The following is a 22,387-nucleotide window of genomic DNA, read 5'->3' as shown; positions in this document are numbered from 1 at the left end:
GATCTTGGTGGGTCGTGGGCCGTTTCGCAGGAATTTCGTCCGTGTTCCCGGTCTCGTGGGCGGAGTCGGTGCCAGGCTCTACGCTCGCGGGGTGAGTTCGGACAAGATGTTGAGCCGTATCGGCGGGTTGCTCCGCCAGGCGGAGTCCACCGACAACCCTCACGAGGCCGACGCCTTCCTCGCCGCAGCGCAGCGACTCGCGACGTCCGCCTCGATCGATCTGGCGGTCGCGCGCAGCCACACCGCGGCCAAGGAACGCCGTGCCGCCCCCGTCCAGCGACTGATCACCATCGGTGAGACGGGGAAGAAGGGACTGCGTACCTACGCACAGTTGTTCATCGCGATCGCCGCGGCCAACGACGTGCAGTGCGATATCACCGCGAACTCCACCGTCATCTACGCCTACGGCTTCGCCGACGACATCGACGTCTGCGAGGCCCTGTACTCCTCCCTGCTGGTGCAGATGGTCCGGGCGTCCGACGCGTATCTGCGTGAGGGCACCTACCGGGCCGAGACCACGGTGCGCACCGTCGTCGAGGAGCGCGGCGGCCGGCGTGTGCGCGCACGCGTACGGAAACCCGTTGCCCCGGTCACGGCCCGACTGAACTTCCAGTCGGCGTTCGCCGCCCGGATCGGCGCCAGGCTGGCCGAGGCGAAGCAGCAGATCGAACGCGAGGCGGAAACATCCGCGCCGGGCACGGCGTTGGTGTTGCGGGGGAAGAATCTGGAACTCCAGGACTTCTACAGCAGTACGTCGCAGGCGCGGGGCAGTTGGCGGGGCAACCGGGCGCCGTCGGCGCGCTCGGCCGACGCCCAGCGCGCGGGCGATCGCGCCGGCCGGGTGGCACGACTGGGAACGGCACCCGAACTGCCGTCGGCTCCGAGGAGGCTGGAACGGTGACCAAGGTGCGCGACACCCGCAGAACCGCTGTGTACGAAGCGGAATCGATCGTACGGAAGATGCTCGACCGCGCCGACGAACGAGGCCTGAGAACGGTCGAGGTCGCCGGTTCCCACGTCACGCTTCCGGTCGAGAGGCGATTCGCCTCCATCGCTTCCGTCCAGGACTACATCGATGTCGTGCTCGGCCTCGACTGGGTGAGCATGCGGTGGGAGCGCGCCGCCGTGCCCGTGCGCGTGCGGGCCCGGGCCGGCAACGCGGCCGCGCACTACGAACGCGACTGCGCGACGATCGCCCTTCCCGAGCACCGCGCGAACACCGCATGGGCGTTCCGGGAGATGGTGGTGCTGCACGAACTCGCGCACCATCTCGATCCACAGGATCCGGACGACGCCACCGAGGGTGCCCATGGTCCCGCTTTCGTCGACCGTTTCCTCGCCCTCGTCGGCGAGATCATCGGCCCGGAAGCGGCATTCGCGTTGCAGGCCACGGGGATCACCGCTCCGGCCGGGCCGGGCCGATAGATCCGGTTTCCGAAGACATTGCCGGTACGAGAACTGCTCTTTGGGAACAGCGCGCTGCGCGAACCGAATATGTAGCAACACTCGTATCCTGCTGCAGAACATACTGATTGGTACTTTACCGACCCTCGTCGCCTACCCGGATCCGCATGGCGGCGAAGCATGCGAATCACGGTCCCGAGTGACGTACTGTGGTTTGCATCACATAAATACACGCGTCGGCTGCGTACCGTACCGAGACCTTCCGGCCACCTTCCGAGCACGCCCCCACGACGCGCGGCAGATGAAGGAGAACGGTGATGAAACCCGGAGCACGAGTCGCCCTCGGTGTGGGCATCGGATATTTCCTGGGCCGAACCAAGAAGATGCGGTTGGCCATGATGCTCGCCGGTGCCGGAGTCACCGGCAAACTGCCCAGCAACCCGCAGGAACTCCTGCAGCGAAGCGCCTCGATGCTCGGTTCGTCTCCCGAGGTCAGCAAGATCACCGAATCCGTTCGCGGAGAACTCATGCACGCGGCGCGTGCCGCAGCCGTGACCGCAGCCAGCCACCGCATCGATGCCCTCAACGAGCGTCTGCAGGCGCGGGCCGGCGGTGCCGGGGGCGGAGCGGAGGAGGAGCCCGAGGACGCGGAATACGAAGACGAATACGACGAATCACGCGAGGGGGAAGAAAGTCGCGGTGGCAGGAGTCGCGGCAGCAGGACTCGCGACGAGGAACCGGATTACGACGAGACGGACGAAGAGGGTGCCGACGAGGAGGATTCGGGCGAGGAAGATTCGGGCGACGACGAGGAACCGGAACCCGAGCGCTCCGCACCCCGGCGCCGTGCCGCCCGCGCCACGTCCCGTCCGCGGGCTTCCCGCAGCAAGAAGACATCCGACAGTGAAGACTCGGACGATTCGGAAGAGGCATCTCCCAAGCCGCGCAAGCGCGCAGCGCGTAGCAGTGCGTCGTCCTCCGGTCGTGCGCCCGTACGTCGAACGAAGCGGTGAGAGCGATGGCCAGATTGAGTGATGTATCGGGTGGAGTCACCGACGCGGTGGGCAAGGTCGGGAAGACCGCGACCGATACCGCCGGTAAGGCCGGCCGCACCGCCACGGATACGGCGGGGAAGGCCACGGGCGGACTGACAGGTGGTCTGCAGCAATCGTTGCAGGGCCTCGCGGGAACCGTCGCGCAGAATGCGTTGTCGAGCCTGTCGGACAGGGTCACCGGTACGGCGGGACGATTACAGGATTACTCCGAGGGCAAGGGCGGAAATCTGGCCGGTGCGCTGACCGGTGTCGACAAGCTCGCTCAGGGCGAGTCGCCGTTGAAGGCGGCGGCGAGCTCGGGGTTCGAGAACCTGAAGAGCACCGCGAAGGACAAGTTCCAGGACGTCAAGGAGGCCGTCACCGGCGGGGGCAAGGGCGGCGGTGGTGGCAACAAGAAGATCAAGCTCACCAATATCGTCGAGAGCATCGACGTAGGAGTGCCGATCGACCTTGCCTACGATCTGTGGACCCAGTTCGCCGACTGGCCGAAGTTCATGAAGAAGGTCGAACAGGTCGAACAGGTCGAGGACGAGAAACTCCACTGGACCGGCAAGGTCTTCTGGTCGCGCCGGAACTGGGAGTCCACGATCCTCGAACAGGTGCCGTTCGAACGGATCGTGTGGCGCTCCAAGGGCGGAAAGGGTTACATCGACGGCGCAGTGACCTTCCACGAGCTCACACCGGATCTCACCCGGATCCTCCTGGTCCTCGAATATCACCCCCGGGGCCTGTTCGAGCGCACCGCGAACCTGTGGCGGGCAGTGGGCCGCCGGTCCCGCCTGGAACTGAAGCACTTCCGGCGCCACGTCATGACCGAAGCCGTGCTGCATCCCGACGACATCATGGGCTGGCACGGAGAGATTCGCGACAGCGAAGTCGTCAAGGACGACGAGACGGCGCGCAGAGAGGAAGAGGAACGGGAACAGGAGGAGGACACCGGCGAGGAGACCGAGGAGGACTCCGCCGGAACAGGTGAGGAAGAAGACGCCGACACGTCCGGCGACGAGGACGAGATCCGCGACGAGGACGAAGATTTCGACGAAGGCGAAGGCGAAGGCGAGGAAGAGGGCGAGGAGTCGCCGGACGACGAGGACCTCCGGGACGAGGACGAGGAGGAGGACCTCGAGGACGAGTATCCGGATGAGGAGGACGAGGAACCCGACGAAGAGGCCGGCGAAGAGGAAGACGAAGAAGAGGACGAAGAAGAGGACGAACCCGAACCGCCTCGGAAACGTGCCCCCGCGAAACGAACCCGGGCGGCGAAGTCCACCGGCACGCGTTCGGCACGCTCGAGAGGATCCCGCTCATGACCATCCAACCTGCAGGGGGCGGCGGCGGTGGCGGTGGGGGCGGCATGGCCCGCCCCAACTCGTCCGGCCTCGCCGACGTCATCGACACGATCCTGGACAAGGGACTCGTCATCGACGCATTCGTGCGAGTCTCACTCGTCGGTATCGAACTGCTCACCATCGACGCCCGCGTCGTCGTCGCCAGCGTCGACACCTATCTGCGGTTCGCGGAAGCGGTCAACCGGCTGGAGATCTCCGACAACGAACCGAAAGGTCTTCCGGATCTGGTCGGCGACATCACCTCCGGTGGATCCAAGCACAAGACGAAAGGAGCTCTCGAGGCCGCTGGGGAGAAGGTCAGCGAGTTTCTCGGGGACGTGCAGGAACAACGGCAGCCTGCTCGACGATCACGCAGGGGTGATGATTGATGTCCACCGAACAGACCGAACGATCCGGTCAGGGTGACAACGACGAAACTGCCACGACCACTGCAATATACGTGTACGGAATCGTGCCGTCCGATGTGGAACCGGAAGACCACGCGGAGGGCGTGGGTAACCCACCCGCGCAGATCTCCGTCGTCCGCTCCGGAGGTATAGCCGCTCTGGTGAGCGAGATCCCGACCGACCGGGCACTGGGCACACCGGACGACCTCAAGGCACATGCCGCACTACTCGACGGGACCGTGGCCGTCGCACCGGTCCTGCCTCTCCGATTCGGCGCTGTTCTCACCGACCGCGACGCAGTGGCCGAGGAGTTGCTCGAGGGGCACGAGGACGAACTCGCCTCGGCGCTGGAGCAACTCGAGGGTCTCGCCCAGTTCGTCGTGAAGGGACGATACGACGAGAGGGCCATACTGCAGGAGATTCTCGAAGAGAACTCCGACGCAGCACAATTGCGGGAACAGATCAGAGGACAGTCCGAGGACGCGACCCGTGAGGCCCGGATGGCGCTCGGAGAGATCATCAACGCGACGATCGAAGCCAAACGGAACGAGGACACGCGTCGCACGGTCGAGGCTCTGTCCTCCCTCGATCCGATGGTCAACGAGCGGCAACCCACCCACGAGCAGGATGCCGTGCACATCGCCATCCTCGTCGAGCTCGAGCGGCAGGACGAACTCGAGCAGATTCTCCGCGAGCTGGGCCAGGAATGGGAGGACCGGGTCGACATCTCGTTGCTCGGCCCGATGGCGGCCTACGACTTCGTGGCGAAATCCGACCCGGAGGAGGAGGGTTGACGCATGGGACTGCTGTCCTCCCTGTTCACGTTGCCTCTCGCTCCGGTGAAGGGCGTGATGTGGCTCGGAGAGATCATCCAGGAGCAGGTCGAGCAGCAACTGCACGATCCGGCCAACGTACGACGCGAACTCGAGCAGATCGAGGAGGCGGCGGAGGCCGGTGAACTGACTCCCGAGGAGAAGGACGAGGCGCAACAGGCCGTGCTCAACCGGATGATCTCCCGCGGTGGCTCCGCTCCCGGCGAGGGAGAGGGGTGATCCCATGGCGAGAGATACCGGCCCGCCCGCGATCTCGGCGGCCGAGGCCGCATCGGCGGCCCTCACCCACCTGAAGGAGCTGACCTCGAAGGAAGCTCAGGGCGTCACCTCGATCGAACCCACCGAGGACGGATGGGTCGTCGAGGTGGAAGTCGTCGAGGACAGGCGGATACCGTCGTCGGCCGACATGCTCGCGCTCTACGAGGTGGAGATCGATCTGGACGGGGGTCTGCTCGCGTATCGGCGGACCCGGCGCTACGGACGCGGGAGCAGCGATATCGGAGCGAGGGCCGGGACATGACGGTCGTGGGTGGAGGCGGCACGTCGTCGCCGCAACCCTACGGGGGTGGCGGACGATCGACCAATCTCGGTGACATCCTCGAACGGGTCCTCGACAAGGGACTGGTGATCGCCGGCGACATCCAGGTGAATCTGCTCGACATCGAACTTCTCACCATCAAACTCCGCCTCGTCATCGCCTCGCTCGAGACGGCCAAGGCCGTCGGAATCGACTGGTGGGAGAGCGATCCGTGGTTGACGAGCAAACCGCGTACACCCGAGGTCGATTCGGGCCGGGCGGAACTCGAGTTGGAGAACAGGCAACTGCGCGAGCGGTTGGCCGCGCTCGAGGCGGCCACGGAAGAGGAACCGGCGGAGATCGTGGACGAGGAGGACCGTGACTGAGACGACCGGTGTGTGGATGTACGCCGTGACCGACGGAGCGCTCGCCGGTGACGAGACCGAGGCCGCCTCCGGTGTGGCCGGCGAACAGATCCGTGCGGTGCACGAGGGGGGATTGACCGCCGTGGTCGGAACGGTACCTCTGGACGACTTCGGCGAGGCCGCGCTGGCACGCAATCTCGAGGACCTGGACTGGCTGGAAAGAGTGGCGCGTGCCCATGATTCGGTTGTCGCCGGCCTGGCGCGGCACGTATCGGTCGTACCGCTCCGGCTCGCGACCGTCTGCCTCGACGACGCTCGAGTCCGTGCCCTCCTGACCGAACACGAGGAGCAGTTCTCGTCGGCGCTGACCCTCGTCGCGGGACGCACCGAGTGGGGTGTCAAGGCGTTCGCGGACCGGAAGACGCTGACTGCGGCCGTCGCCGAATCCGACTCGGGCGAAGCAGGTTCCGGAAGCGGCACGGCCTATCTGCTCCGTCGTCGCGCGCAACTCGCAGCACAGGAGAACGTCGAACGCGACGCGGCGGCACGCGCGAACGAGATCCACGACCGATTGTTGCGCACGTCCGCGGCGGGTCGCCGGGGCGCGCCGACCGATCCGGCGCTGAGCGGAAGCCACGAATGGATGGTGCTCAACGGCACGTATCTCGTCGACGACGACCGGACGGACGAATTCCGTTCCGAAGTGGAAGAACTCGGATCGCAATTCTCGGGGATCCGCCTCGAGACGAGTGGGCCGTGGCCGCCCTATTCGTTCGCGGGAGCAGAACGGATATCACCGTGAGGCACGCCGACGGGTCGGTGGACGAGGAGCGACGGATCGCCCTGATCGATCTGCTGGATCGGGTGCTGTCCGGAGGTGTGGTCATTACCGGCGACATCACCCTCTCGATCGCGGAGATCGATCTGGTGCGGATCTCGCTGCGCGCGCTCATCTCGTCGATCAGCACGCTGTCCGTACCGGGGATCGATGTCCCCGTTCCGCGTGGAGCGCGGGAGGGCACATGAGCGAGTCCGCACACATCCCCTCACGCATCGACGCCGACCCCGAATCCGTGGAGCGGGGCCTGGTGACGCTGGTGCTCACACTCGTCGAATTGCTCCGGCAACTCATGGAACGTCAGGCACTGCACCGCGTGGACGCAGGCGACCTCAGCGACGAACAGATCGAACGCCTCGGAACGACTCTGATGTTGCTCGAACAGCGCATGGCGGAACTGCGCGACCATTTCGGGCTCACCCCCGAGGATCTCAACATCGATCTCGGTCCGCTGGGGACACTGCTGCCCCGGGAGTGAGCCCGAGCGGTCACATTCCGGCGATCTCCACGAGCTCGTAGTCCTTCAGGCCGCCGGCGAGCACCCGCAGGTGATCGTCCATGGTGCCGAGGGTGTGCTCGATCGCGGTCAGGCGGCTGAGGTAGTGACCGATGGAGTGCTCGGCCGTGACACCGATGCCACCGTGCATCTGTACCGCCTCCTGACCGATCTTGCGTGCGGACCGGCCGACCTGCAGCTTGGCACGCGACGCGATCGCAGGATCGACGATGCCGTCGGCGAGTGCCATCGTCGCGTACAGGCTCATGCTCGACGCCAGCTCGTACAGCACGTACATGTCGGCGGCGCGGTGGGTGAGCGCTTGGAACATCGACAGCGGCACACCGAACTGCTTGCGCTGCTTCAGGTAACCCGTCGTCAGCTGCACCGAGGAGTCGAGAGCTCCGACCACCTCGGCGCACAGCGCCGCCTGCGCGTGCACCTGAGCTGCGATGATCGCTGCCGACGCGTCGACCGCCTCACCGAGCGGGGTGGCCGCGACGTTCTCGAGCACGACCTGCGCGCCGCGACGCCCGTCGTGGGTGCGGTAGGGCGTGCGGGTGAGACCGTCGGCTCCGGCGTCGACGACGAACAGGCCGATGCCACCTTCGGGAAGCTTCGCGGAGACGATCAGCGTGTCGGCGCAATCACCGTGCAGCACAGGGTTCTTACGCCCGGACAACGTCCAGGAGTCGCCGTCGCGCGCTGCGGTGGTGGCCACCTCGGTGTGCGGCCAGCGGCTGCCCGGTTCGTCGTGTGCGAACGCCAGCAGCGCGGTGCCTTCGGACAGTCGCGGAACGATATCCGAGCGCTGCGCGTCGCTGCCGATCTCGGCGACGAGGCGGCCGGGCAGGTAGACGCAGTCGAGCACGGGCTCCGGCGCGAGGGCACGACCGATCTCGGTCATGACGGCCATGACCTCCACCGGGCCGGCCCCCATACCGCCGTGTTCCTCGGCGAAGGGCAGACCGAGCACGCCGAGTTCGGCGAGCTGCTTCCACACGTCGCGGTTCCATCCCAGGTCGCTCTCGGCCACCCGGTTGCGCGACTCGACGTCGTACGCGCCCGAGAGCAGGTCGCGGACGGTCGCGCGAAGCATGTCCTGTTCGGTGTCGAGTTCGAAATTCATGTCCGGGGCCTCACAGTCCGAGAATCGAGGAAGCGATGATCGAACGCTGGACCTCGTTCGATCCACCGTAGATGGTGACCTTGCGGTTGTTGAGGTAGGTCGGCGTCGTGAGCCGGGCCCAGTCGGGCGAGTCGATATCGGCCTCACCGGCGGGCAGCGAATCGGGGCCGGCGATGTCGACGAGCAGCTCGGTCGCGGCCTGCTGCAGCTCGGAACCGCGCATCTTGAGCAGTGACGACGCCGGATTGGGCTTGCCGTCGGCCGACCCGGCGACGACGCGCAGCTGGGTGAGCTCGAGAGCCAGCAGTTCGTTCTCGAGTTCGGCCAGACGTGCCGCGAAGATCGGATCGTCGAGCAGTGATCCGCCCCCGAGGCGGGTCTCGGCCGCGAGGGACTTCGCACGGGCGAGCTTCACCTTGGTGGCGCCGACGCGGGCGATGCCGGTGCGCTCGTTGCCGAGCAGGAACTTCGCCTGTGTCCAGCCGGTGTTCTCCTCACCGACGAGGTTCTCTGCGGGAACCCGCACGTCTTCGAAGAAGACCTCGTTGACCTCGTAGCTTCCGTCGATCAACTTGATCGGGCGACGGGTGACACCGGGGGTGTCCATCGGGAAGAGCAGCATCGAGATACCGGCCTGCTTCTTCGCGTTCGGATCGGTGCGCACGAGGCAGAAGATCCAGTCGGCGTGCTGGGCGAGCGTCGTCCACGTCTTCTGCCCGTTGACGATGTAATCGTCACCGTCGCGAACGGCGCGGGTCTTGAGGGAGGCGAGATCGGAGCCGGCCTCGGGCTCGGAGAAGCCTTGGCACCACCAGATGTCGAGGTTCGCGGTGGCGGGAAGGAAGCGTTCCTTCATCTCCTGCGAGCCGAACTGGGCGATGACCGGGCCGATCATCGACGCGTTGAACGGCAGCGGATCGGGCACCGAGGCGAGTTGCAGCTCGCTGAGCCAGATATTGCGCTGCATCGGTGTCCAGTCCTGGCCGCCCCATTCGACGGGCCAGTTGGGAACGGCGAGGCCCCGCGAATGCAGGATGCGCTGGACGGCAACGAAGTCGTCCTTGCCCAGCGGGGTGCCGGACGCGGTCTTCGCGCGCACGTCGGCGGGGATCTCGGTGGTGAAGAAGGTGCGCAGCTCGTCGCGGAACGCGCGCTCCTCCTCGGTGAGCTTCAGGTTCATGGAGAGACCTTCCAGGGATGCCGGCGCCGTAGCGCTTCTCGCGATTCCAAACTAACCTTACATCGTTAGTTCGTCCAGGCCTGCTCGTAAGGAGGACCACGGATGGCGCGCCCCCGCACGCCTCTGCTCAGCCGTGAACTCATCCGCGACGTCACGCTGCGACTCGTGGACGAACACGGCCTCGACGCCGTGTCGATGCGCCGGATCGCCGCCGAACTCGGTGTGCGCGCCCCGTCGCTCTACAGCCACTACTCCACCAAGGAACAGCTGCTCGACGACATCGCCGACGCCATCGGCGAATCGGTCGACGTCAGCGCGTTCGCCGGGGACGACTGGCAGGAAGCGCTACGCCGGTGGGCCCGTACCTACCGGGACGCGCTCGCCGCGCACCCGAACATGGTTCCCTTCCTCGCCGCGAGTCCCGGCACCCGGCCCGTCTCCCTCCAGGCGTCCGACGCCATCCACGGCGGTCTCACGCGCGCCGGCTGGCCACCGCGGTTCGCGACGATGATCGGCGCCTCGATCAAGTACATCGTCATCGGCTCCGCGATCACGTCGTTCGCGGGGGGGTTCGACGATCACATCGACACCTACAACGAGCGGTATCCGCATCTGTCACAGGCGCATCGGCTCCGCGAGTACGCAGCCGAGATCGACGCCGAGAGCTTCGACCTCGTTCTCGAGTCCTTCCTGCGAGAACTCGGGCGACGATACGAGATGTTGCCCTAACGTGGACTCCATGACGCGCCCCATTCGCATCGGACTCCAACTTCAGCCCCAGCAGCAACCCGACTACGGCGTCATCCGCGACACCGTGCTCCGCGCCGAGGACGCCGGCGTCGACATCGTGTTCAACTGGGACCACTTCTACCCGCTCTACGGCGACCCCGACGGCGCCCACTTCGAATGTTGGACGATGCTCGGCGCCTGGGCCGAACAGACCGAACGCGTGGAGATCGGCGCCCTGGTCACCGGAGGCGGCTACCGCAACCCCGACCTGCTCGCCGACATGGCCCGCACCGTCGACCACATCAGCGGCGGCCGTCTCATCCTCGGCATCGGTTCGGGCTGGTTCGAGAAGGACTACGACGAGTACGGCTACGAATTCGGCACCAAGGGTTCCCGCCTCGACCTGCTCGCCGAGTACATGCCCCGCATCGTGAACCGCCTCGGCAAGCTGAACCCACAGCCCACCCGGCACATTCCCATCCTCATCGGTGGCGGCGGCCCGAAGAAGACACTGCCGATGGTCGCGAAGTACGCCGACATCTGGCACAGCTTCGGCGAGATGGAGACGCACGCCGAGAAGTCCGAGATCCTCGCGCAGCGCTGCGCCGACACCGGTCGTCGTCCCGAGGAGATCGAACGGTCCACCTCGTGGCCCGGCGCCGAGGCCGCACCGTCCTATGTCGATCTCGGTATCACCCAGTTCACCGTGGGTGTCGGCGGTCCCGACTACGACCTCGACGAGTTGCGGGAAGCCATCGCATGGCGCGACGACAACTCCGCACCCCCGCTGACGGGGCTGAGCTGATCCCGGCCCGTACCGACGGGCCCTGAGCCGAGCACCGTGCGTCGGTAGCATCGGTGGTGCATGTCGAACGCACCATGGCTTCCGCCCTGCACCGCCGACGACTGGGACGACGGTCGCCGGCGGCGCCGTCTCCGCGACACCCGCACCGGACATCACTGGGTCCGGTTCGGTCGGCTCCGGCGAGCTCTCGCACGCACGGCCGTCGCGGCGCTCCCACTCGTCGCCCTGTTCACCCAGTACTGGGCGTGGGACGTCGCGCCGGTCCGTGAGCGGCTCGCCCTCACCCGACCTCAGCTGCATCCGATATACGACGCGGCGGCACGGGAGGATCGCGACACGGCCGTGGTCGATCTCGTGGGTCTCGGCAACCTCGACGCGACCGACACCGCCACGGCGCTGCCCGCACTGAGCGAACTCGGACAGGTGTGGGCGGTCGAGTACGACAACAGTGGTCTCGACACCGCCGTCGTCAGCCGCCTGATCCAGGAGCGCGCGGCGTGGACCGGCATAGAGAACATCGTGCTCACGGGGCACAGCATGGGCGGGATCATCGCCCTCGAAGTTGCGCAGCACCTGTATCAGGACACCCCGCTCGAGGTCACCGGTGTCATTCTGGACTGCACGCCGCTGGACCTGCACGCCGTCCGGGCCGACGCGCGTGACGCCGGTGAGGATCTGCTGCGCTGGATCGGCTGGTTGCCGGGTGCGCGGGAGAGCCGCAGCATGCGGATGCTCGTCGAGATCGTCGCCCGGAAGGACCGCTTCGTCGTTCCTTCCGAGCGGTGGTACCGCCGGATCGACACCGAGGAATTGACGAAGGCCGCGACCGAGGTGCTGCACGACAAGATCTTCTCGACGGACGCGGCGAGCAACGGGTTGATCGAGTCGCAGTTCCGGGCGATCGTCGCGTCCGGCGCGGTGGACAACCTGAAGGCACTGGCCGACGAGCGCGGCGACAAGATCCGGCCCGCCGTGGTGTTTCTTCGACCACGGAATGCATCGGCCGACACTGTCGTGGACGTCGAGTACAGTCACCGGATCCTCGTCGACCGGTCGGGTGGTATCGACGGCACCCTTCTGGTGTCGAAACTCGACCGCACCGGGCACGCCGATCCCATCCGGGCACCCGACTCGTACAACGACGCGATCGCCGACCGGGTGGTGCCGTTCGTCGACGCGAGACCCGGCGAGGTGCAGGACGAGGACGAGCAACCACCGGACGACGAGTTCTTCGACGGCGAACGTCCCGGCGTACGGCCGATCATGGACCTGGACCGCATCGCCCCGGGCTGAGTTCGCTCTCCTTCTGTGATTGCCGTCTCACGGCAGCCGAATGCTCATCGGGTGTTCACCTTCTCGTTCCGTCCGACTCGCCTGATGCTCCTACGGTTCCCGCGTCGAACCGATTCCGAGGAGATAGTCGTGGCCCGTAGGATCCTGCCCCTGTTCGTCACGCACGACGGCATATCGTCGCGCTCGAACATCACCTGCAAGTACAAGTGCGGGGACGCCTGTTCGCACGCAGTTCCCAACACCTCGCGCGGTGAGTACTTCGGCGACATCGTTCGAGCCGCCGTCTCGCGTCGCGGGGTGCTGCGGGGCGGTGCCATGGCGGTGCTCGCCGTCGGTGCCGGTGGCGTTCTGACGGCCTGTGCGGACGATTCCGCCGCGGCTGCCGGCAGCGACGCAGCGGGCGCGGGTGATCTCGGTCCGGTGCCGGACGGCACGAACTTCACCGCCGTGGCCCCGAACACCGATGACGCGGTGACGGTTCCGGACGGCTACGAGCAGGAGGTCGTCATCCGCTGGGGCGACCCGGTGTTGCCCGACGCTCCGGCCTTCGACATCGGCAGTCAGACGGCCGCCGCTCAGGAGAAACAGTTCGGGTTCAACAACGACTTCGCCGGTCTGCTACCGGTGGACGGCAGGCCCGACACCCATCTGCTCGTCGTCAATCACGAATACACCACCGAGCCTTTCATGTTCGCCGACTACGACGCGGATTCCCCCACCGAGGAACAGGTACGCATCGGCATCGCCGGTCACGGACTGTCGGTGGTCCAAGTGAAGGGTGAACCAGGGACCGGTCGTCTGACACCGGAATTCGGTGAGTACAACCGTCGAATCACCGGAACCACCCCATTTCTCCTCACGGGACCGGCCGCGGGCAGCGACCTGCTGAAGACCTCTGCCGACCCGACCGGCACGCGGGTCGCCGGGACGTTCAACAACTGCGCCGGTGGTCTCACGCCCTGGGGCACCGTGCTGTCCGGCGAGGAGAATTTCGACCAGTACTTCGCCAACGCCGAGAGCGTGACGGACCCGGTCGCCGCCGAACGTCTCGCCCGGTACGGACTCGAGGGCGCAGAAACCGAACGGAAGTGGGAACGATTCGACCGGCGCTTCGACATCGCCGCGGAACCCAACGAGGTCAACCGGTTCGGGTGGATCGTCGAGATCGACCCGTGGGATGCGAACTCGGTACCCGTCAAGCACACCGCCCTCGGACGGTTCAAGCACGAGGCGGCCACCGTCCACGTCACCGGTGACGGCACCGTCGTCTCCTACAGCGGCGACGACGAACGCTTCGACTACATGTACAAGTTCGTCTCGTCGCGGAAGATGCAGCCCGGGAACTCACGAGTGGCGCTGCGGCACAACATGACCCTGCTCGACGCCGGCACGCTCTACGTCGCCAAGCTCAGGGGGGACCATCCGGACGAGATCGACGGATCCGGAACGCTTCCCGAGGCCGGCGAGTTCCGCGGCAGCGGCGAGTGGATCCCGTTGTTGCGTTCGAACGAGGACGGCAGCGCCGAGTCGCTGGTCGACGGCATGAGCGCCGAGGAGGTCGCGGTGTTCACGCGACTCGCGGGCGACAAGGTGGGCGCGACGAAGATGGATCGTCCCGAGGACTTCGAACCGAACCCGGTCACCGGCAAGGTCTACGTCGCCCTCACCAACAACACCAAGCGCGGTGTCGACGGAGCGGCGCCGGCGGACGAGGCGAATCCGCGCGAGAACAACAAGAACGGTCAGGTTCTCGAGATCGACGACGACCACGCCGGTACGTCCTTCACCTGGACCCTGCTGCTCGTGTGCGGCGATCCGAACGAGGCCGACACCTACTTCGGCGGTTTCGACAAGTCGCAGGTCAGCCCGATCTCGTGCCCGGACAACCTGGCCTTCGATTCGTACGGCAACCTGTGGATCTCCACGGACGGCAACGCACTCGGCTCCAACGACGGGTTGTTCAGCGTCGTCCTCGACGGACCGCGCCGCGGGGAGACGAAGCAGTTCCTCACCGTGCCGATCGGCGCGGAGACGTGCGGTCCGATCGTGCAGGACGGCCGTGTCGTGGTGTGTGTCCAGCATCCCGGGGAGACCGACGACGCGTCGTGGGCGTCGCCGGCCTCGCACTGGCCCGACGGAGGCGACTCCCAGCCGCGCCCTTCCGTGGTCGCGGCGTGGAAGTCGGACGGCGGTCGGATCGGAGTCTGATGCCCCTCGTGCGTGGAGCGGCCTAACCCAGCCAGTCCAATACCGCTGCGGCGGTCCACGACTGCTGCATACTGCCGAGCGGGTCGCCGGTGAACGGTTCGTAGTACTCGGCGAAGGTGCCGTCGCTCGCCTGCCGGAGTCCTTCCGCGCGAAGCACGTTCGCGCGTTCGGCCCAACCTCGACGAGCAAAGGCCCACGAGAACAGCCAGGTCATCACGGGCCACACCGGTCCGCGCCAGTACTCGCGCGGTCGGAAGTCGCCCGAGACGGGGGAGGTGGACGGCGGCACCGCGTAGCGCAGATCCGGATGCCCGCAGAACTTCGGTCCTTCGAAGGTGCGCAACAGTGCCCGTTCGGCCTGCCGGTCGAGCCCACCGCACAGCAGCGGAGCGAACATCGCGAGAGTGTCGGTGGCGACCCACTTCCCGCTGCGCAGATCGAAGTCCTTCGCCGCGCCCGTCCGGGAGTCGGTCGTGGCTATCACCCCCTTCCGGAATCGGTCCGACCATGAATACAACTCGCGACCATCGGCGTTGGGGCGGGAGTGCTCTTCGCCGATGGTCGCGAGCACCTCACACGACAACGAGAACACCGCACTGACGAAGACGTCCTCCACCGCGAAGCTCATGGCCTTCGCGAGCACGCCGTCCTCGTAGTGCGCCGTCTTCATCTCCTCGAGCAACCACAGATAACGCGTGTATTCACGATCGCTGGGTCGCTGGGTGGCGTCGGCGACGTGTTCGAGATCCTCACGGTGGAAGGGTGGTACCGGACCGGCGACGACGTTGGCGTACGCCGCATCCCAGCGCGGCGAGTTGTCCATGCCCGACTCCCACCCGTGGTACAGCGCGATCCGGCCGTTGCCGTCGAGATCGCGCGCGTGGGCGAGCCAGCGGTGCCAGCGCACCAGATCCGCCCACCGGCGGTCCAGGAACTCCTCGGCGACAGCACGCGTCGAGCGACCGTGCCGCCTCGAATGTTCGAGGATGCGCTGCACGGCGACGGCGTGCACGGGAGGCTGGGTGATGCCCGAGGTCTGCACCTGACCCGGTGCGTGTGCGGCCAGCTCGGAGACCGCCCAGCGCGACGGGCCGGGAAAATAACCGTCGACGCCGTTGGCGAAGACGATGTGCGGGATCATCCCGTTCTTCCACTGCGCCGACAGCAAGGTGTCGAGTTCGACCACTGCTCGTTCGACACTCAGCGGCGCGAGGCCCACGGCGACGAACGCCGCATCCCAGCTCCACATGTGTGGATAGAGCTTGGGAGCGGCACTCGTCATGGTGCCCAGGTCGTTGCCACGCAGCAAGTACGCCGCGCGGGCGGCGAGCTGCGTGGAAGTGAATCCTCGGTCCGGCATGGCCCCATTCTCGGTCGTGCGGACGGATTCGCACGACGAGGGCCGTAGCTGTAACAGCGTCGACACATTCGGCGCGACCCGCGGTCGGTGGCTCGCCTGCGGTGATCTCGCCCTCACCTCCGTCATCAGGGTCGTTGCGACCTCGATGATGCACAAGGAGGAGCTCCACCTCTGATCGGACACCGGGCGGGTGGGACTAGGCTCGTCGTATGAGCAGGCAACGAGGTGGCCGCGCCGCATCGTCGCCGCGCAAGGAGAAGGCGGGTGCCCCGGTCGGCCCGGTCGAGGGGCTGTACGACATCGACACGGGCACGTGCGAGCTCGTCAAGGACCGCTATCTCGCCGACGGATGGGTCCTCGAGATCAACGGGGTGCCCAGCTCGCACATCGATTTGAGCGACCCGGCCCTGCTCGAGTTCGAGTACATGCGATGGATCGCGATGCTCGTCGAGAGCAGGTTCGAACGCGACTCGAGACTGCGCGTGCTGCACCTCGGTGGGGGTGCGTGCACGATGGCGCGCTACTTCGCCGCGGTCTACCCCGACGCGCGGCAGGTCGTCGTCGAGATCGACGGCCGCCTCGCCGAACTCGTCCGCCACTGGTTCGATCTGCCCCGCGCCCCGTTGCTGCGCATCCGGGTGGGGGAGGCCCGCCAGGTCCTCACCTCGCTCTCCGACGCGAGCCGCGACGTGATCGTGCGGGATGTCTTCGCCTACAACCGAACTCCCGTCGCGCTCACGACCGCCCAGTTCACGCAGCACGCCCGGCGGGTGCTCGCGCCCGGCGGTGTGTACGTCGTCAACTGCGGTGACTTCCGCGATCTGGCCGTCGCGAAACGTGAGGCCGCGACGATCGGGGAGGTCTTCGAGCACACGGTGATCATCGCCGACCCCGCGATGCTCAAGGGACGTCGCTACGGCAACGTCGTCATCGCCGGCAGCGACCTGCCGCTCGGCGAGTCCCCGGCCCTTGCCCGCGACCTGCTCGGCGGGGCCGTACCCGCACAGATACGCCTGGATGACCAGGTGGTGAAGTTCGCCGCCGGGTCGCGTGTACTCGACGACAGTGAGGCCACCACACCACCCGGAACAAAGAGCAGGGGCACAGAGTTGCACCGGTCATGACCTCAGCAGCCTCCACTCCGGTACTCCAGGTGTTCCGGCTGGGTTCGCCCTGGCAGACGCTCGATCCGTTCCTGTTCGCCGTGCACCACCTCGACGCCTATCCGGCGGGCAACGACGATCTCGGACCCGACGCATCGCTCGACGGCCGCCCGCTCGGCCAGGACTTCGGCAACCCGGCGGGCTGGAGCATGTACCACGGCACCACCGTCCCCGGCTTCCCCGGACATCCGCACCGCGGCTTCGAGACGGTGACCTTCGTCCGCTCGGGTTTCGTCGACCACTCCGATTCGGTGGGTGCGGCGGCGCGTTTCGGTGAGGGCGACACGCAGTGGCTCACCGCCGGCAACGGCATCGTGCACAGCGAGATGTTCCCTCTGCTGAACAAGGATTCGGGCAACCCGCTCGAGTTGTTCCAGATCTGGTTGAACCTGCCGGCCGAATCGAAGACCGCCGACCCGCACTTCTCGATGCTGTGGAACGAGGACACTCCCACGGTGACGGTCGCGGACGAGGACGGACGCGCGGTCTCCGTCCGGGTCCTCGCCGGTGAACTCGACGGCTCCACTCCACCTCCGCCCCCGCCGAATTCGTGGGCGTCCCGACCCGGCACCGACGTGGCGATCTGGAACATCGACCTGTCGTCCGGCGCGCGCTGGGAGCTGCCGGCCGCACGCGGCGACCGGACGCAGCGGGTCCTGTACGTGTACAGCGGCTCTCCGGTGCGGATCGGCGACCGGACGATCGAGTCCGGACACGGGGTCGTCGTCGACGCGTCGGTGCCGGTACACCTCACCGGCGGCGACGAGGGCACGCAGATCCTGATGCTGCAGGGCCGACCGATCGGCGAACCCGTCGTCTCGTACGGCCCGTTCGTGCTCGACGACGAGGCCGACATCCGCCAGGCGTTCGAGGACTACCGCCGCACCGGATTCGGTGGATGGCCCTGGGACAGCGACGGTCCCGTGCACGACCGCGACGCCGGGCGATTCGCCCGGTATCCCGACGAGAAGCTCGAGCAACGCTGACCGCGTGCGCAGATCCTGTCGATCTCCCGCAGGATCTGCGACGAGAACTACTCGTTCGACGGTTGCACATCCGGGACGCGGTATTCGGCCACCGCCATCGACCGGATCCAGCGGGCCTGATCGTCGCCGGGCCCGCTGCCGCGGAAGGTGTCGAGGTGTGCCTGCGACTCCCACCGTTCGTAGATGCAGACGCGGTCGGGTTCGAGCAGGTCCGCGGTGACGGCGAAGTCGAGGCACCCCGGTGCTCTGCGCGCGGCCTCGACGACGGCCTCACAGGTCGCCAGGTAGGACTCGCGCCGCTCGGCGTCGACGGTGAGATGTCCTGCGACGATGATCATGGATCCCTCCTGCGGTAACCGACTCGTCGTCGGTAGGACCTGTGAACGGGGTCGAACTCATCGCGGCCCGTCGTACCATGCCGGAGTGACCCAGCCCGGATACGACGCCCTCGCGGATCTGTACGTCGAGCTGTTCCCCGATCCTTACCTGACGCCGCTCGAACGCCACACCGTCGCCGCCTTCGCCGAGATGGTACGGCACAGCCCGGTGCAGGGCGTCGTGCTGGACGTGGGGTGCGGACCCGGATACGTGGCCGCGGACCTCGCCGAACGCGGACTCGACGTGCTCGGCCTCGATCCCAGCACGGAGATGCTGCGCATCGCGCGGGGTGCCTATCCTGCCCTGCGCTTCGTCCGGGACGATGCACGACTCGGGTCCGACGAGCTGCGCGGAGTGGTTCCGGGCGCGATCATCGCGCGGTACAGCCTCATCCACGTTGCGCCGTCCGAGATCCTCGGGATCCTCGACGGGTGGGCGCAGAGGATCCCGTCCGGGGGAGTGGTGCTCATCACGGGCCAGACCACCGACACCCCCGGCGAGGTGGTCGAGTTCGATCACGCGGTGGCGCCGGCGTGGCGGTGGCACCCGGATCGTCTCGCCGCGGCATTGTCCGACGCCGGTTTCGACGAGGTGTGGCGGACGGTCGGCCGTCCCGACGCCGGCCATCGCTTCCCCGACCTCCATCTGGCGGCGCGCCGGCGCTGACGGTCAGGGTGTGAACACCATCGACTCGTCGATGCGCCCGAACCGCATGGTGGGCAGGTCGAGGAGATAGTTCTGGCGCATGAGCCACGGACTACGCGAACCTTGTTTGGGGAGAGCACCTTCCGCCCGGTGGATGTAGCCCGAGTCGAGACCGAGAAGCGGACGGGTGCGTCCGTCGCCCGAATATCTCGGAACCGCCGAGCGGTAACCGTTGCGGCGCATGTGCCGCAGCACCCGGCATACGTAGAGGGACGCGAGATCGGCACGCAATGTCCACGACGCATTGGTGTAGCCCAGGCACATCGCGGCATTGGGAACGCCGTCGAGCATCATGCCCCGGTAGATGAACCGGGTGGAGAGGTCGATCTTCTCGCCGTCGACGACGAATTCGATTCCGCCCGCCGGCACCAATCGCAGACCGGTTGCGGGAATCAGGATCTCGGCCTCGAGTTCTCGTCCGGACTCCAGCCGCACACTCTTCTCGGTGACGGTGTCGATCCGGTCGGTGACGATCTCGGCCTTCCCGGCGCGCAGGGTGCGGAACAGGTCGGAATCGGGGACCACGCACAGCCGCTGATCCCACGGGTCGTAGCGCGGCGAGAAGTGCGGATCGACCGGGACGTGGCCACGCAGACGACGCTCGACGAGCGTGCGCAGCACGCGCTTCGCCGCCGAGGGAAATCTCTGACAGAACTGGTAGAAGCCGAGATTGAGCACCACGTTCTTCGCCCGCACCGCACGGTGGGCCACCGGATCCGGCAGGGCACGCCGTATCCGCGCGGCGATCGGGTCGCGCGCAGGCAGCGACATCACGTAGGTGGGAGAGCGCTGCAGCATCGTCACGTGCTCGGCCTTCTCCGCGAGAGCGGGCACGAGCGTCACAGCCGTGGCGCCGCTGCCGATCACCACGACCTTCCTGCCCTCGTAGTCGAGATCGTCGGGCCAGAACTGCGGGTGCACGATCGTTCCGGCGAAATCCTGCAGACCGGGGATGTCGGGGAGATAACCGGACTCGTAGCTGTAGTAGCCGCTGCAGATGTAGAGGAAGGTACAGGAGATCTCGACGGTACCGCCCCCGGCCGTGGCGCGGACCGTCCAGCGGGCGTCCTCCGAGGACCAGGATACGTCGATCACCCTGCGGCCGAACCGGATCCGTTTGTCGATGCCGAACTCGGCGGCGGTGTCGCGGATGTACTGCAGGATGTCGGGACCGTCGGCGATGGACTTCTCGCCCCGCCACGGGCGGAACGGGAAACCGAGCGTGTACATGTCGCTGTCCGACCGGATTCCGGGGTACCGGAACAAATCCCAGGTACCGCCGATCGCCTCTCGACTCTCGAGGATCGCGTACTCGAGATCCGGGCAGCGTGTCTGCAGCCGGTAAGCGGCACCGATGCCGGAGAGTCCGGCTCCGACGATCAGTACGTCGATGTGTTCCACGTGCATCCCCTACCTGTCGGTCCACGCCAGCAGGTCGTCGACCCCCCAGGTGTTGATCACCTGTTCGGGTTCGACACCCCGCTCGGCGGCACGTTCGCAACCGTACCCGAGCCAGTCGAGCTGCCCGGGCGCGTGCGCGTCGGTGTCGATGGAGAACAGGCACCCGATCTCGAGTGCCAGATCGACGAGACGCGAGGGCGGGTCGCGTCGTTCGGGCCGGCAGTTGATCTCGACGGCGGTGTCGTGGTCGCGACATGCGGCGAAGACCTTCTCGGCGTCGAACGTCGATTCGGGCCGGCTCCCACGGCCACCGGCGACGAGCCTCCCCGTACAGTGCCCGAGGACGTCGACGTGGGGGTTCGCTGCCGCACGCAACATGCGTTTCGTCATCACCGACCGGTCGGCCCGCAGGTTCGAGTGCACGCTCGCGACCACGACGTCGAGTTCGGCGAGCAGACCCTCGTCCTGATCGAGCGAACCGTCGTCGAGGATGTCCACCTCGATCCCCGTGAGAATCCTTGCGCCGCCGTTGTTCTCATTGATCTGCGCGATGATGCCGAGCTGCTGACGCAATCGCTCCGCGGTCAGGCCGTTCGCGACCTTCAGCCGAGGGGAGTGGTCGGTGAGGGCGAAGTACTCGTGCCCGATCATCGTCGACGCGACACGGTGCATCTCGTCGATCGGGCTGCCACCGTCGGACCAGTTCGAGTGGGTGTGCAGATCGCCGCGCAGCGACTCGAGCAGGTCGCGGGCGCCGCGCCCGATCGGCTCGGCCTCCTCACGCAACTGCGCGAGATAGGCGGGTACTCCGTCGAACGACTCGCGAACGATCGTCGCGGTCTTCTTCCCGACGCCCGGCAGGTCGGTCCACGAGTCGGTCTTCCGCAAGACCTCGCGCTTGTGTTCGCTCACGTCGGCGAGCACCTCGGCCGCGCGGCGGTAGGCCTGCACGCGATAGGTGTCGGCATGGTCGCGTTCGAGCCAGAAGGCGACTTCACGGAGCGCGTCGACGGGGTCCACCCCTCCATTGTGGCCGCGGGACGTCCGTAATCTGGGACGCATGCTCGAATCCGTCAGGTCGTCGTCTCCTCTCGGTGTGATCTCCGCACTGGCCGTCGGTGCGGTGTCCGCGCTGACACTCGTCTCCGCGCGTGTGGCGGTCGAGGCGAAGGACCTCGTATACGAGGTGGACGATGCGCCGGCGGCGCCGGTGGTGATCGTGCCGGGCGCGCGGGTGCACCGGGGACGTCCCATGCGGGTGCTCCGCAGCCGGCTCGACGTCGCGGTCGCGCTGATGGAGCGGGGACGGGTGCAGGCCGTGCTCGTCTCGGGCGATGCGGCGGGAAACTCGGGCGACGAGATCGAGGCGATGATCTCGTATCTCGTCGAGCAGGGCGTGAACCGCGAGCGGATCGTCGCCGATCCGTACGGTCTCGACACCTACGACACCGCCCGGCGTGCCGTCGCCACCTACGGAGTGCGACAGGCCCTGGTCACGACCCAGTCGTTCCACCTGCCGCGCGCGGTGGCGTTGTGCAGGCGGGTGGGGATCGACATCGCCGGGGTTCGCGCTGCGAACGACGTGCGGCCGCGCACGCGGATCAGGAATCTGGCGCGCGAGTACGTGCTGTCGCGGCCCAAGGCGTTTCTCGAACTCCGCTTTCCCCGCGACCCGGCGGTGTCGACGCCGCCGGACGACCGGCTGGCCGAGATCCTGTCCGGTCTCGAGCACGGTGTGGTGGCCACCCCGCCGTCGGATTCCTAGGCTCGTGTCCATGCGCCCCACAGCTCTCGTCACCGGAGGGGG

27 protein-coding genes are annotated in these 22,387 nt (G+C 67.0%); 21 read left to right on the top strand and 6 right to left on the bottom strand.

What is annotated here, in order from left to right:
• Positions 1 to 91 precede the first annotated feature (91 nt).
• The 12 genes from R1101_RS0101895 to R1101_RS0101840 all read left to right on the top strand — a co-directional run bounded on the left by R1101_RS0101895 (position 92) and on the right by R1101_RS0101840 (position 7,225).
• Positions 92 to 901 carry a DUF2786 domain-containing protein gene (locus tag R1101_RS0101895; RefSeq protein ID WP_026002782.1) on the top strand — a complete coding sequence of 270 codons (810 nt, stop codon included), beginning with the start codon at positions 92 to 94 and terminating at the stop codon, positions 899 to 901.
• Positions 898 to 1,425 (top strand): TIGR04338 family metallohydrolase, encoded by a 528-nt coding sequence (locus R1101_RS0101890; protein ID WP_016931797.1) that lies wholly within the window; start codon positions 898 to 900, stop codon positions 1,423 to 1,425. The genes R1101_RS0101895 and R1101_RS0101890 overlap by 4 nt, the downstream gene beginning before the upstream one ends.
• 296 nt (positions 1,426 to 1,721) lie before the next feature.
• Positions 1,722 to 2,417 carry a hypothetical protein gene (locus R1101_RS0101885; RefSeq protein ID WP_016931796.1) on the top strand — a complete coding sequence of 232 codons (696 nt, stop codon included), beginning with the start codon at positions 1,722 to 1,724 and terminating at the stop codon, positions 2,415 to 2,417.
• Between the two features lie 5 nt (positions 2,418 to 2,422).
• Positions 2,423 to 3,769 (top strand): SRPBCC family protein, encoded by a 1,347-nt coding sequence (locus tag R1101_RS0101880; RefSeq protein WP_026002781.1) that lies wholly within the window; start codon positions 2,423 to 2,425, stop codon positions 3,767 to 3,769.
• Positions 3,766 to 4,176 (top strand): gas vesicle protein GvpJ, encoded by a 411-nt coding sequence (gene gvpJ / locus R1101_RS0101875; protein ID WP_016931794.1) that lies wholly within the window; start codon positions 3,766 to 3,768, stop codon positions 4,174 to 4,176. The genes R1101_RS0101880 and gvpJ (R1101_RS0101875) overlap by 4 nt, the downstream gene beginning before the upstream one ends.
• On the top strand, positions 4,176 to 4,988 hold the full coding sequence (locus tag R1101_RS0101870; protein WP_016931793.1) for a GvpL/GvpF family gas vesicle protein: 813 nt from the start codon (positions 4,176 to 4,178) through the stop codon (positions 4,986 to 4,988). The genes gvpJ (R1101_RS0101875) and R1101_RS0101870 overlap by 1 nt, the downstream gene beginning before the upstream one ends.
• Positions 4,989 to 4,991: 3 nt before the next feature.
• Positions 4,992 to 5,246 carry a gas vesicle protein GvpG gene (locus R1101_RS0101865; protein ID WP_016931792.1) on the top strand — a complete coding sequence of 85 codons (255 nt, stop codon included), beginning with the start codon at positions 4,992 to 4,994 and terminating at the stop codon, positions 5,244 to 5,246.
• Between the two features lie 4 nt (positions 5,247 to 5,250).
• Entirely contained in the window at positions 5,251 to 5,547 is a 297-nt protein-coding gene (gvpO, locus tag R1101_RS0101860) for a gas vesicle protein GvpO (protein ID WP_016931791.1), read from the top strand.
• Positions 5,544 to 5,930 carry a gas vesicle protein GvpJ gene (gene gvpJ / locus R1101_RS0101855; protein ID WP_016931790.1) on the top strand — a complete coding sequence of 129 codons (387 nt, stop codon included), beginning with the start codon at positions 5,544 to 5,546 and terminating at the stop codon, positions 5,928 to 5,930. Before gvpO ends, gvpJ (R1101_RS0101855) begins: the two co-directional genes overlap by 4 nt.
• A complete protein-coding gene (locus R1101_RS0101850; RefSeq protein WP_016931789.1) occupies positions 5,923 to 6,711 on the top strand; it encodes a GvpL/GvpF family gas vesicle protein in 789 nt (262 codons plus the stop codon). Before gvpJ (R1101_RS0101855) ends, R1101_RS0101850 begins: the two co-directional genes overlap by 8 nt.
• The gene (locus R1101_RS0101845; protein WP_016931788.1) at positions 6,708 to 6,935 is read left to right on the top strand and encodes a gas vesicle protein; all 228 of its coding nucleotides are present in this window, start codon (positions 6,708 to 6,710) and stop codon (positions 6,933 to 6,935) included. Before R1101_RS0101850 ends, R1101_RS0101845 begins: the two co-directional genes overlap by 4 nt.
• Positions 6,932 to 7,225, top strand: a complete 294-nt coding sequence (locus R1101_RS0101840; protein ID WP_016931787.1) for a gas vesicle protein K — start codon at positions 6,932 to 6,934, stop codon at positions 7,223 to 7,225. The genes R1101_RS0101845 and R1101_RS0101840 overlap by 4 nt, the downstream gene beginning before the upstream one ends.
• A gap of 10 nt (positions 7,226 to 7,235) precedes the next feature.
• Here the strand turns inward: R1101_RS0101840 and R1101_RS0101835 are convergent, their stop codons facing one another.
• Both R1101_RS0101835 and R1101_RS0101830 read right to left on the bottom strand, forming a co-directional pair.
• Positions 7,236 to 8,372 (bottom strand): acyl-CoA dehydrogenase family protein, encoded by a 1,137-nt coding sequence (locus R1101_RS0101835; protein ID WP_016931786.1) that lies wholly within the window; start codon positions 8,370 to 8,372, stop codon positions 7,236 to 7,238.
• 10 nt (positions 8,373 to 8,382) lie between these two features.
• Positions 8,383 to 9,552, bottom strand: a complete 1,170-nt coding sequence (locus tag R1101_RS0101830) for an acyl-CoA dehydrogenase family protein (RefSeq protein WP_016931785.1) — start codon at positions 9,550 to 9,552, stop codon at positions 8,383 to 8,385.
• Positions 9,553 to 9,654: 102 nt separating this feature from the next.
• Here R1101_RS0101830 and R1101_RS0101825 point away from each other — a divergent pair, with 102 nt between their 5' ends.
• The 4 genes from R1101_RS0101825 (at position 9,655) to R1101_RS0101810 (ending at position 14,587) form a co-directional block, all read left to right on the top strand.
• The gene (locus R1101_RS0101825) at positions 9,655 to 10,281 is read left to right on the top strand and encodes a TetR/AcrR family transcriptional regulator (RefSeq protein WP_016931784.1); all 627 of its coding nucleotides are present in this window, start codon (positions 9,655 to 9,657) and stop codon (positions 10,279 to 10,281) included.
• 10 nt (positions 10,282 to 10,291) lie between these two features.
• Complete coding sequence (locus R1101_RS0101820) at positions 10,292 to 11,086, top strand: LLM class F420-dependent oxidoreductase (protein ID WP_026002780.1); 795 nt, start codon at positions 10,292 to 10,294, stop codon at positions 11,084 to 11,086.
• A 60-nt stretch (positions 11,087 to 11,146) separates the two neighbouring features.
• Positions 11,147 to 12,379 (top strand): alpha/beta fold hydrolase, encoded by a 1,233-nt coding sequence (locus R1101_RS0101815; protein WP_016931782.1) that lies wholly within the window; start codon positions 11,147 to 11,149, stop codon positions 12,377 to 12,379.
• Between the two features lie 84 nt (positions 12,380 to 12,463).
• On the top strand, positions 12,464 to 14,587 hold the full coding sequence (locus R1101_RS0101810) for a PhoX family protein (protein WP_051017434.1): 2,124 nt from the start codon (positions 12,464 to 12,466) through the stop codon (positions 14,585 to 14,587).
• 22 nt (positions 14,588 to 14,609) lie between these two features.
• On the opposite strand, the gene ggh is transcribed toward R1101_RS0101810, so the two are convergent.
• On the bottom strand, positions 14,610 to 15,947 hold the full coding sequence (gene ggh, locus R1101_RS0101805; RefSeq protein ID WP_016931780.1) for a glucosylglycerate hydrolase: 1,338 nt from the start codon (positions 15,945 to 15,947) through the stop codon (positions 14,610 to 14,612).
• On the opposite strand from ggh, the gene R1101_RS30080 reads away from it, so the two are divergent.
• From R1101_RS30080 to R1101_RS0101790, 3 genes are read left to right on the top strand one after another with little or no spacing between them, the layout of a single operon-like run.
• A complete protein-coding gene (locus tag R1101_RS30080) occupies positions 15,946 to 16,122 on the top strand; it encodes a hypothetical protein (protein ID WP_016931779.1) in 177 nt (58 codons plus the stop codon). The genes ggh and R1101_RS30080 overlap by 2 nt on opposite strands.
• 34 nt (positions 16,123 to 16,156) lie before the next feature.
• Complete coding sequence (locus R1101_RS0101795; RefSeq protein ID WP_016931778.1) at positions 16,157 to 17,071, top strand: spermidine synthase; 915 nt, start codon at positions 16,157 to 16,159, stop codon at positions 17,069 to 17,071.
• Positions 17,068 to 18,096: a pirin family protein gene (locus R1101_RS0101790; RefSeq protein WP_016931777.1), complete on the top strand. Its 1,029-nt coding sequence runs from the start codon at positions 17,068 to 17,070 to the stop codon at positions 18,094 to 18,096. Before R1101_RS0101795 ends, R1101_RS0101790 begins: the two co-directional genes overlap by 4 nt.
• A 47-nt stretch (positions 18,097 to 18,143) precedes the next feature.
• Here R1101_RS0101790 and R1101_RS0101785 read toward each other — a convergent pair whose 3' ends face one another.
• Positions 18,144 to 18,434 carry a putative quinol monooxygenase gene (locus R1101_RS0101785; RefSeq protein ID WP_016931776.1) on the bottom strand — a complete coding sequence of 97 codons (291 nt, stop codon included), beginning with the start codon at positions 18,432 to 18,434 and terminating at the stop codon, positions 18,144 to 18,146.
• A gap of 85 nt (positions 18,435 to 18,519) precedes the next feature.
• Here R1101_RS0101785 and R1101_RS0101780 point away from each other — a divergent pair, with 85 nt between their 5' ends.
• Positions 18,520 to 19,140: a class I SAM-dependent methyltransferase gene (locus R1101_RS0101780; RefSeq protein ID WP_016931775.1), complete on the top strand. Its 621-nt coding sequence runs from the start codon at positions 18,520 to 18,522 to the stop codon at positions 19,138 to 19,140.
• 3 nt (positions 19,141 to 19,143) lie between these two features.
• Here R1101_RS0101780 and R1101_RS0101775 read toward each other — a convergent pair whose 3' ends face one another.
• Together R1101_RS0101775 and R1101_RS0101770 are read right to left on the bottom strand one after the other, a co-directional pair.
• Complete coding sequence (locus tag R1101_RS0101775) at positions 19,144 to 20,586, bottom strand: flavin-containing monooxygenase (protein ID WP_016931774.1); 1,443 nt, start codon at positions 20,584 to 20,586, stop codon at positions 19,144 to 19,146.
• Between the two features lie 3 nt (positions 20,587 to 20,589).
• Entirely contained in the window at positions 20,590 to 21,600 is a 1,011-nt protein-coding gene (locus tag R1101_RS0101770) for a PHP domain-containing protein (RefSeq protein WP_016931773.1), read from the bottom strand.
• A gap of 40 nt (positions 21,601 to 21,640) precedes the next feature.
• Here R1101_RS0101770 and R1101_RS0101765 point away from each other — a divergent pair, with 40 nt between their 5' ends.
• Positions 21,641 to 22,345 (top strand): SanA/YdcF family protein, encoded by a 705-nt coding sequence (locus R1101_RS0101765; protein WP_016931772.1) that lies wholly within the window; start codon positions 21,641 to 21,643, stop codon positions 22,343 to 22,345.
• The last annotated feature ends 42 nt before the right edge of the window (positions 22,346 to 22,387 follow it).

The sequence above is a fragment of the Rhodococcus sp. R1101 genome (assembly GCF_000278445.1).
Lineage (GTDB): Bacteria > Actinomycetota > Actinomycetes > Mycobacteriales > Mycobacteriaceae > Rhodococcus > Rhodococcus gordoniae.
Note: the sequence above shows the minus strand (reverse complement) of the source record. Positions and strands in the feature narration are given on the sequence as shown.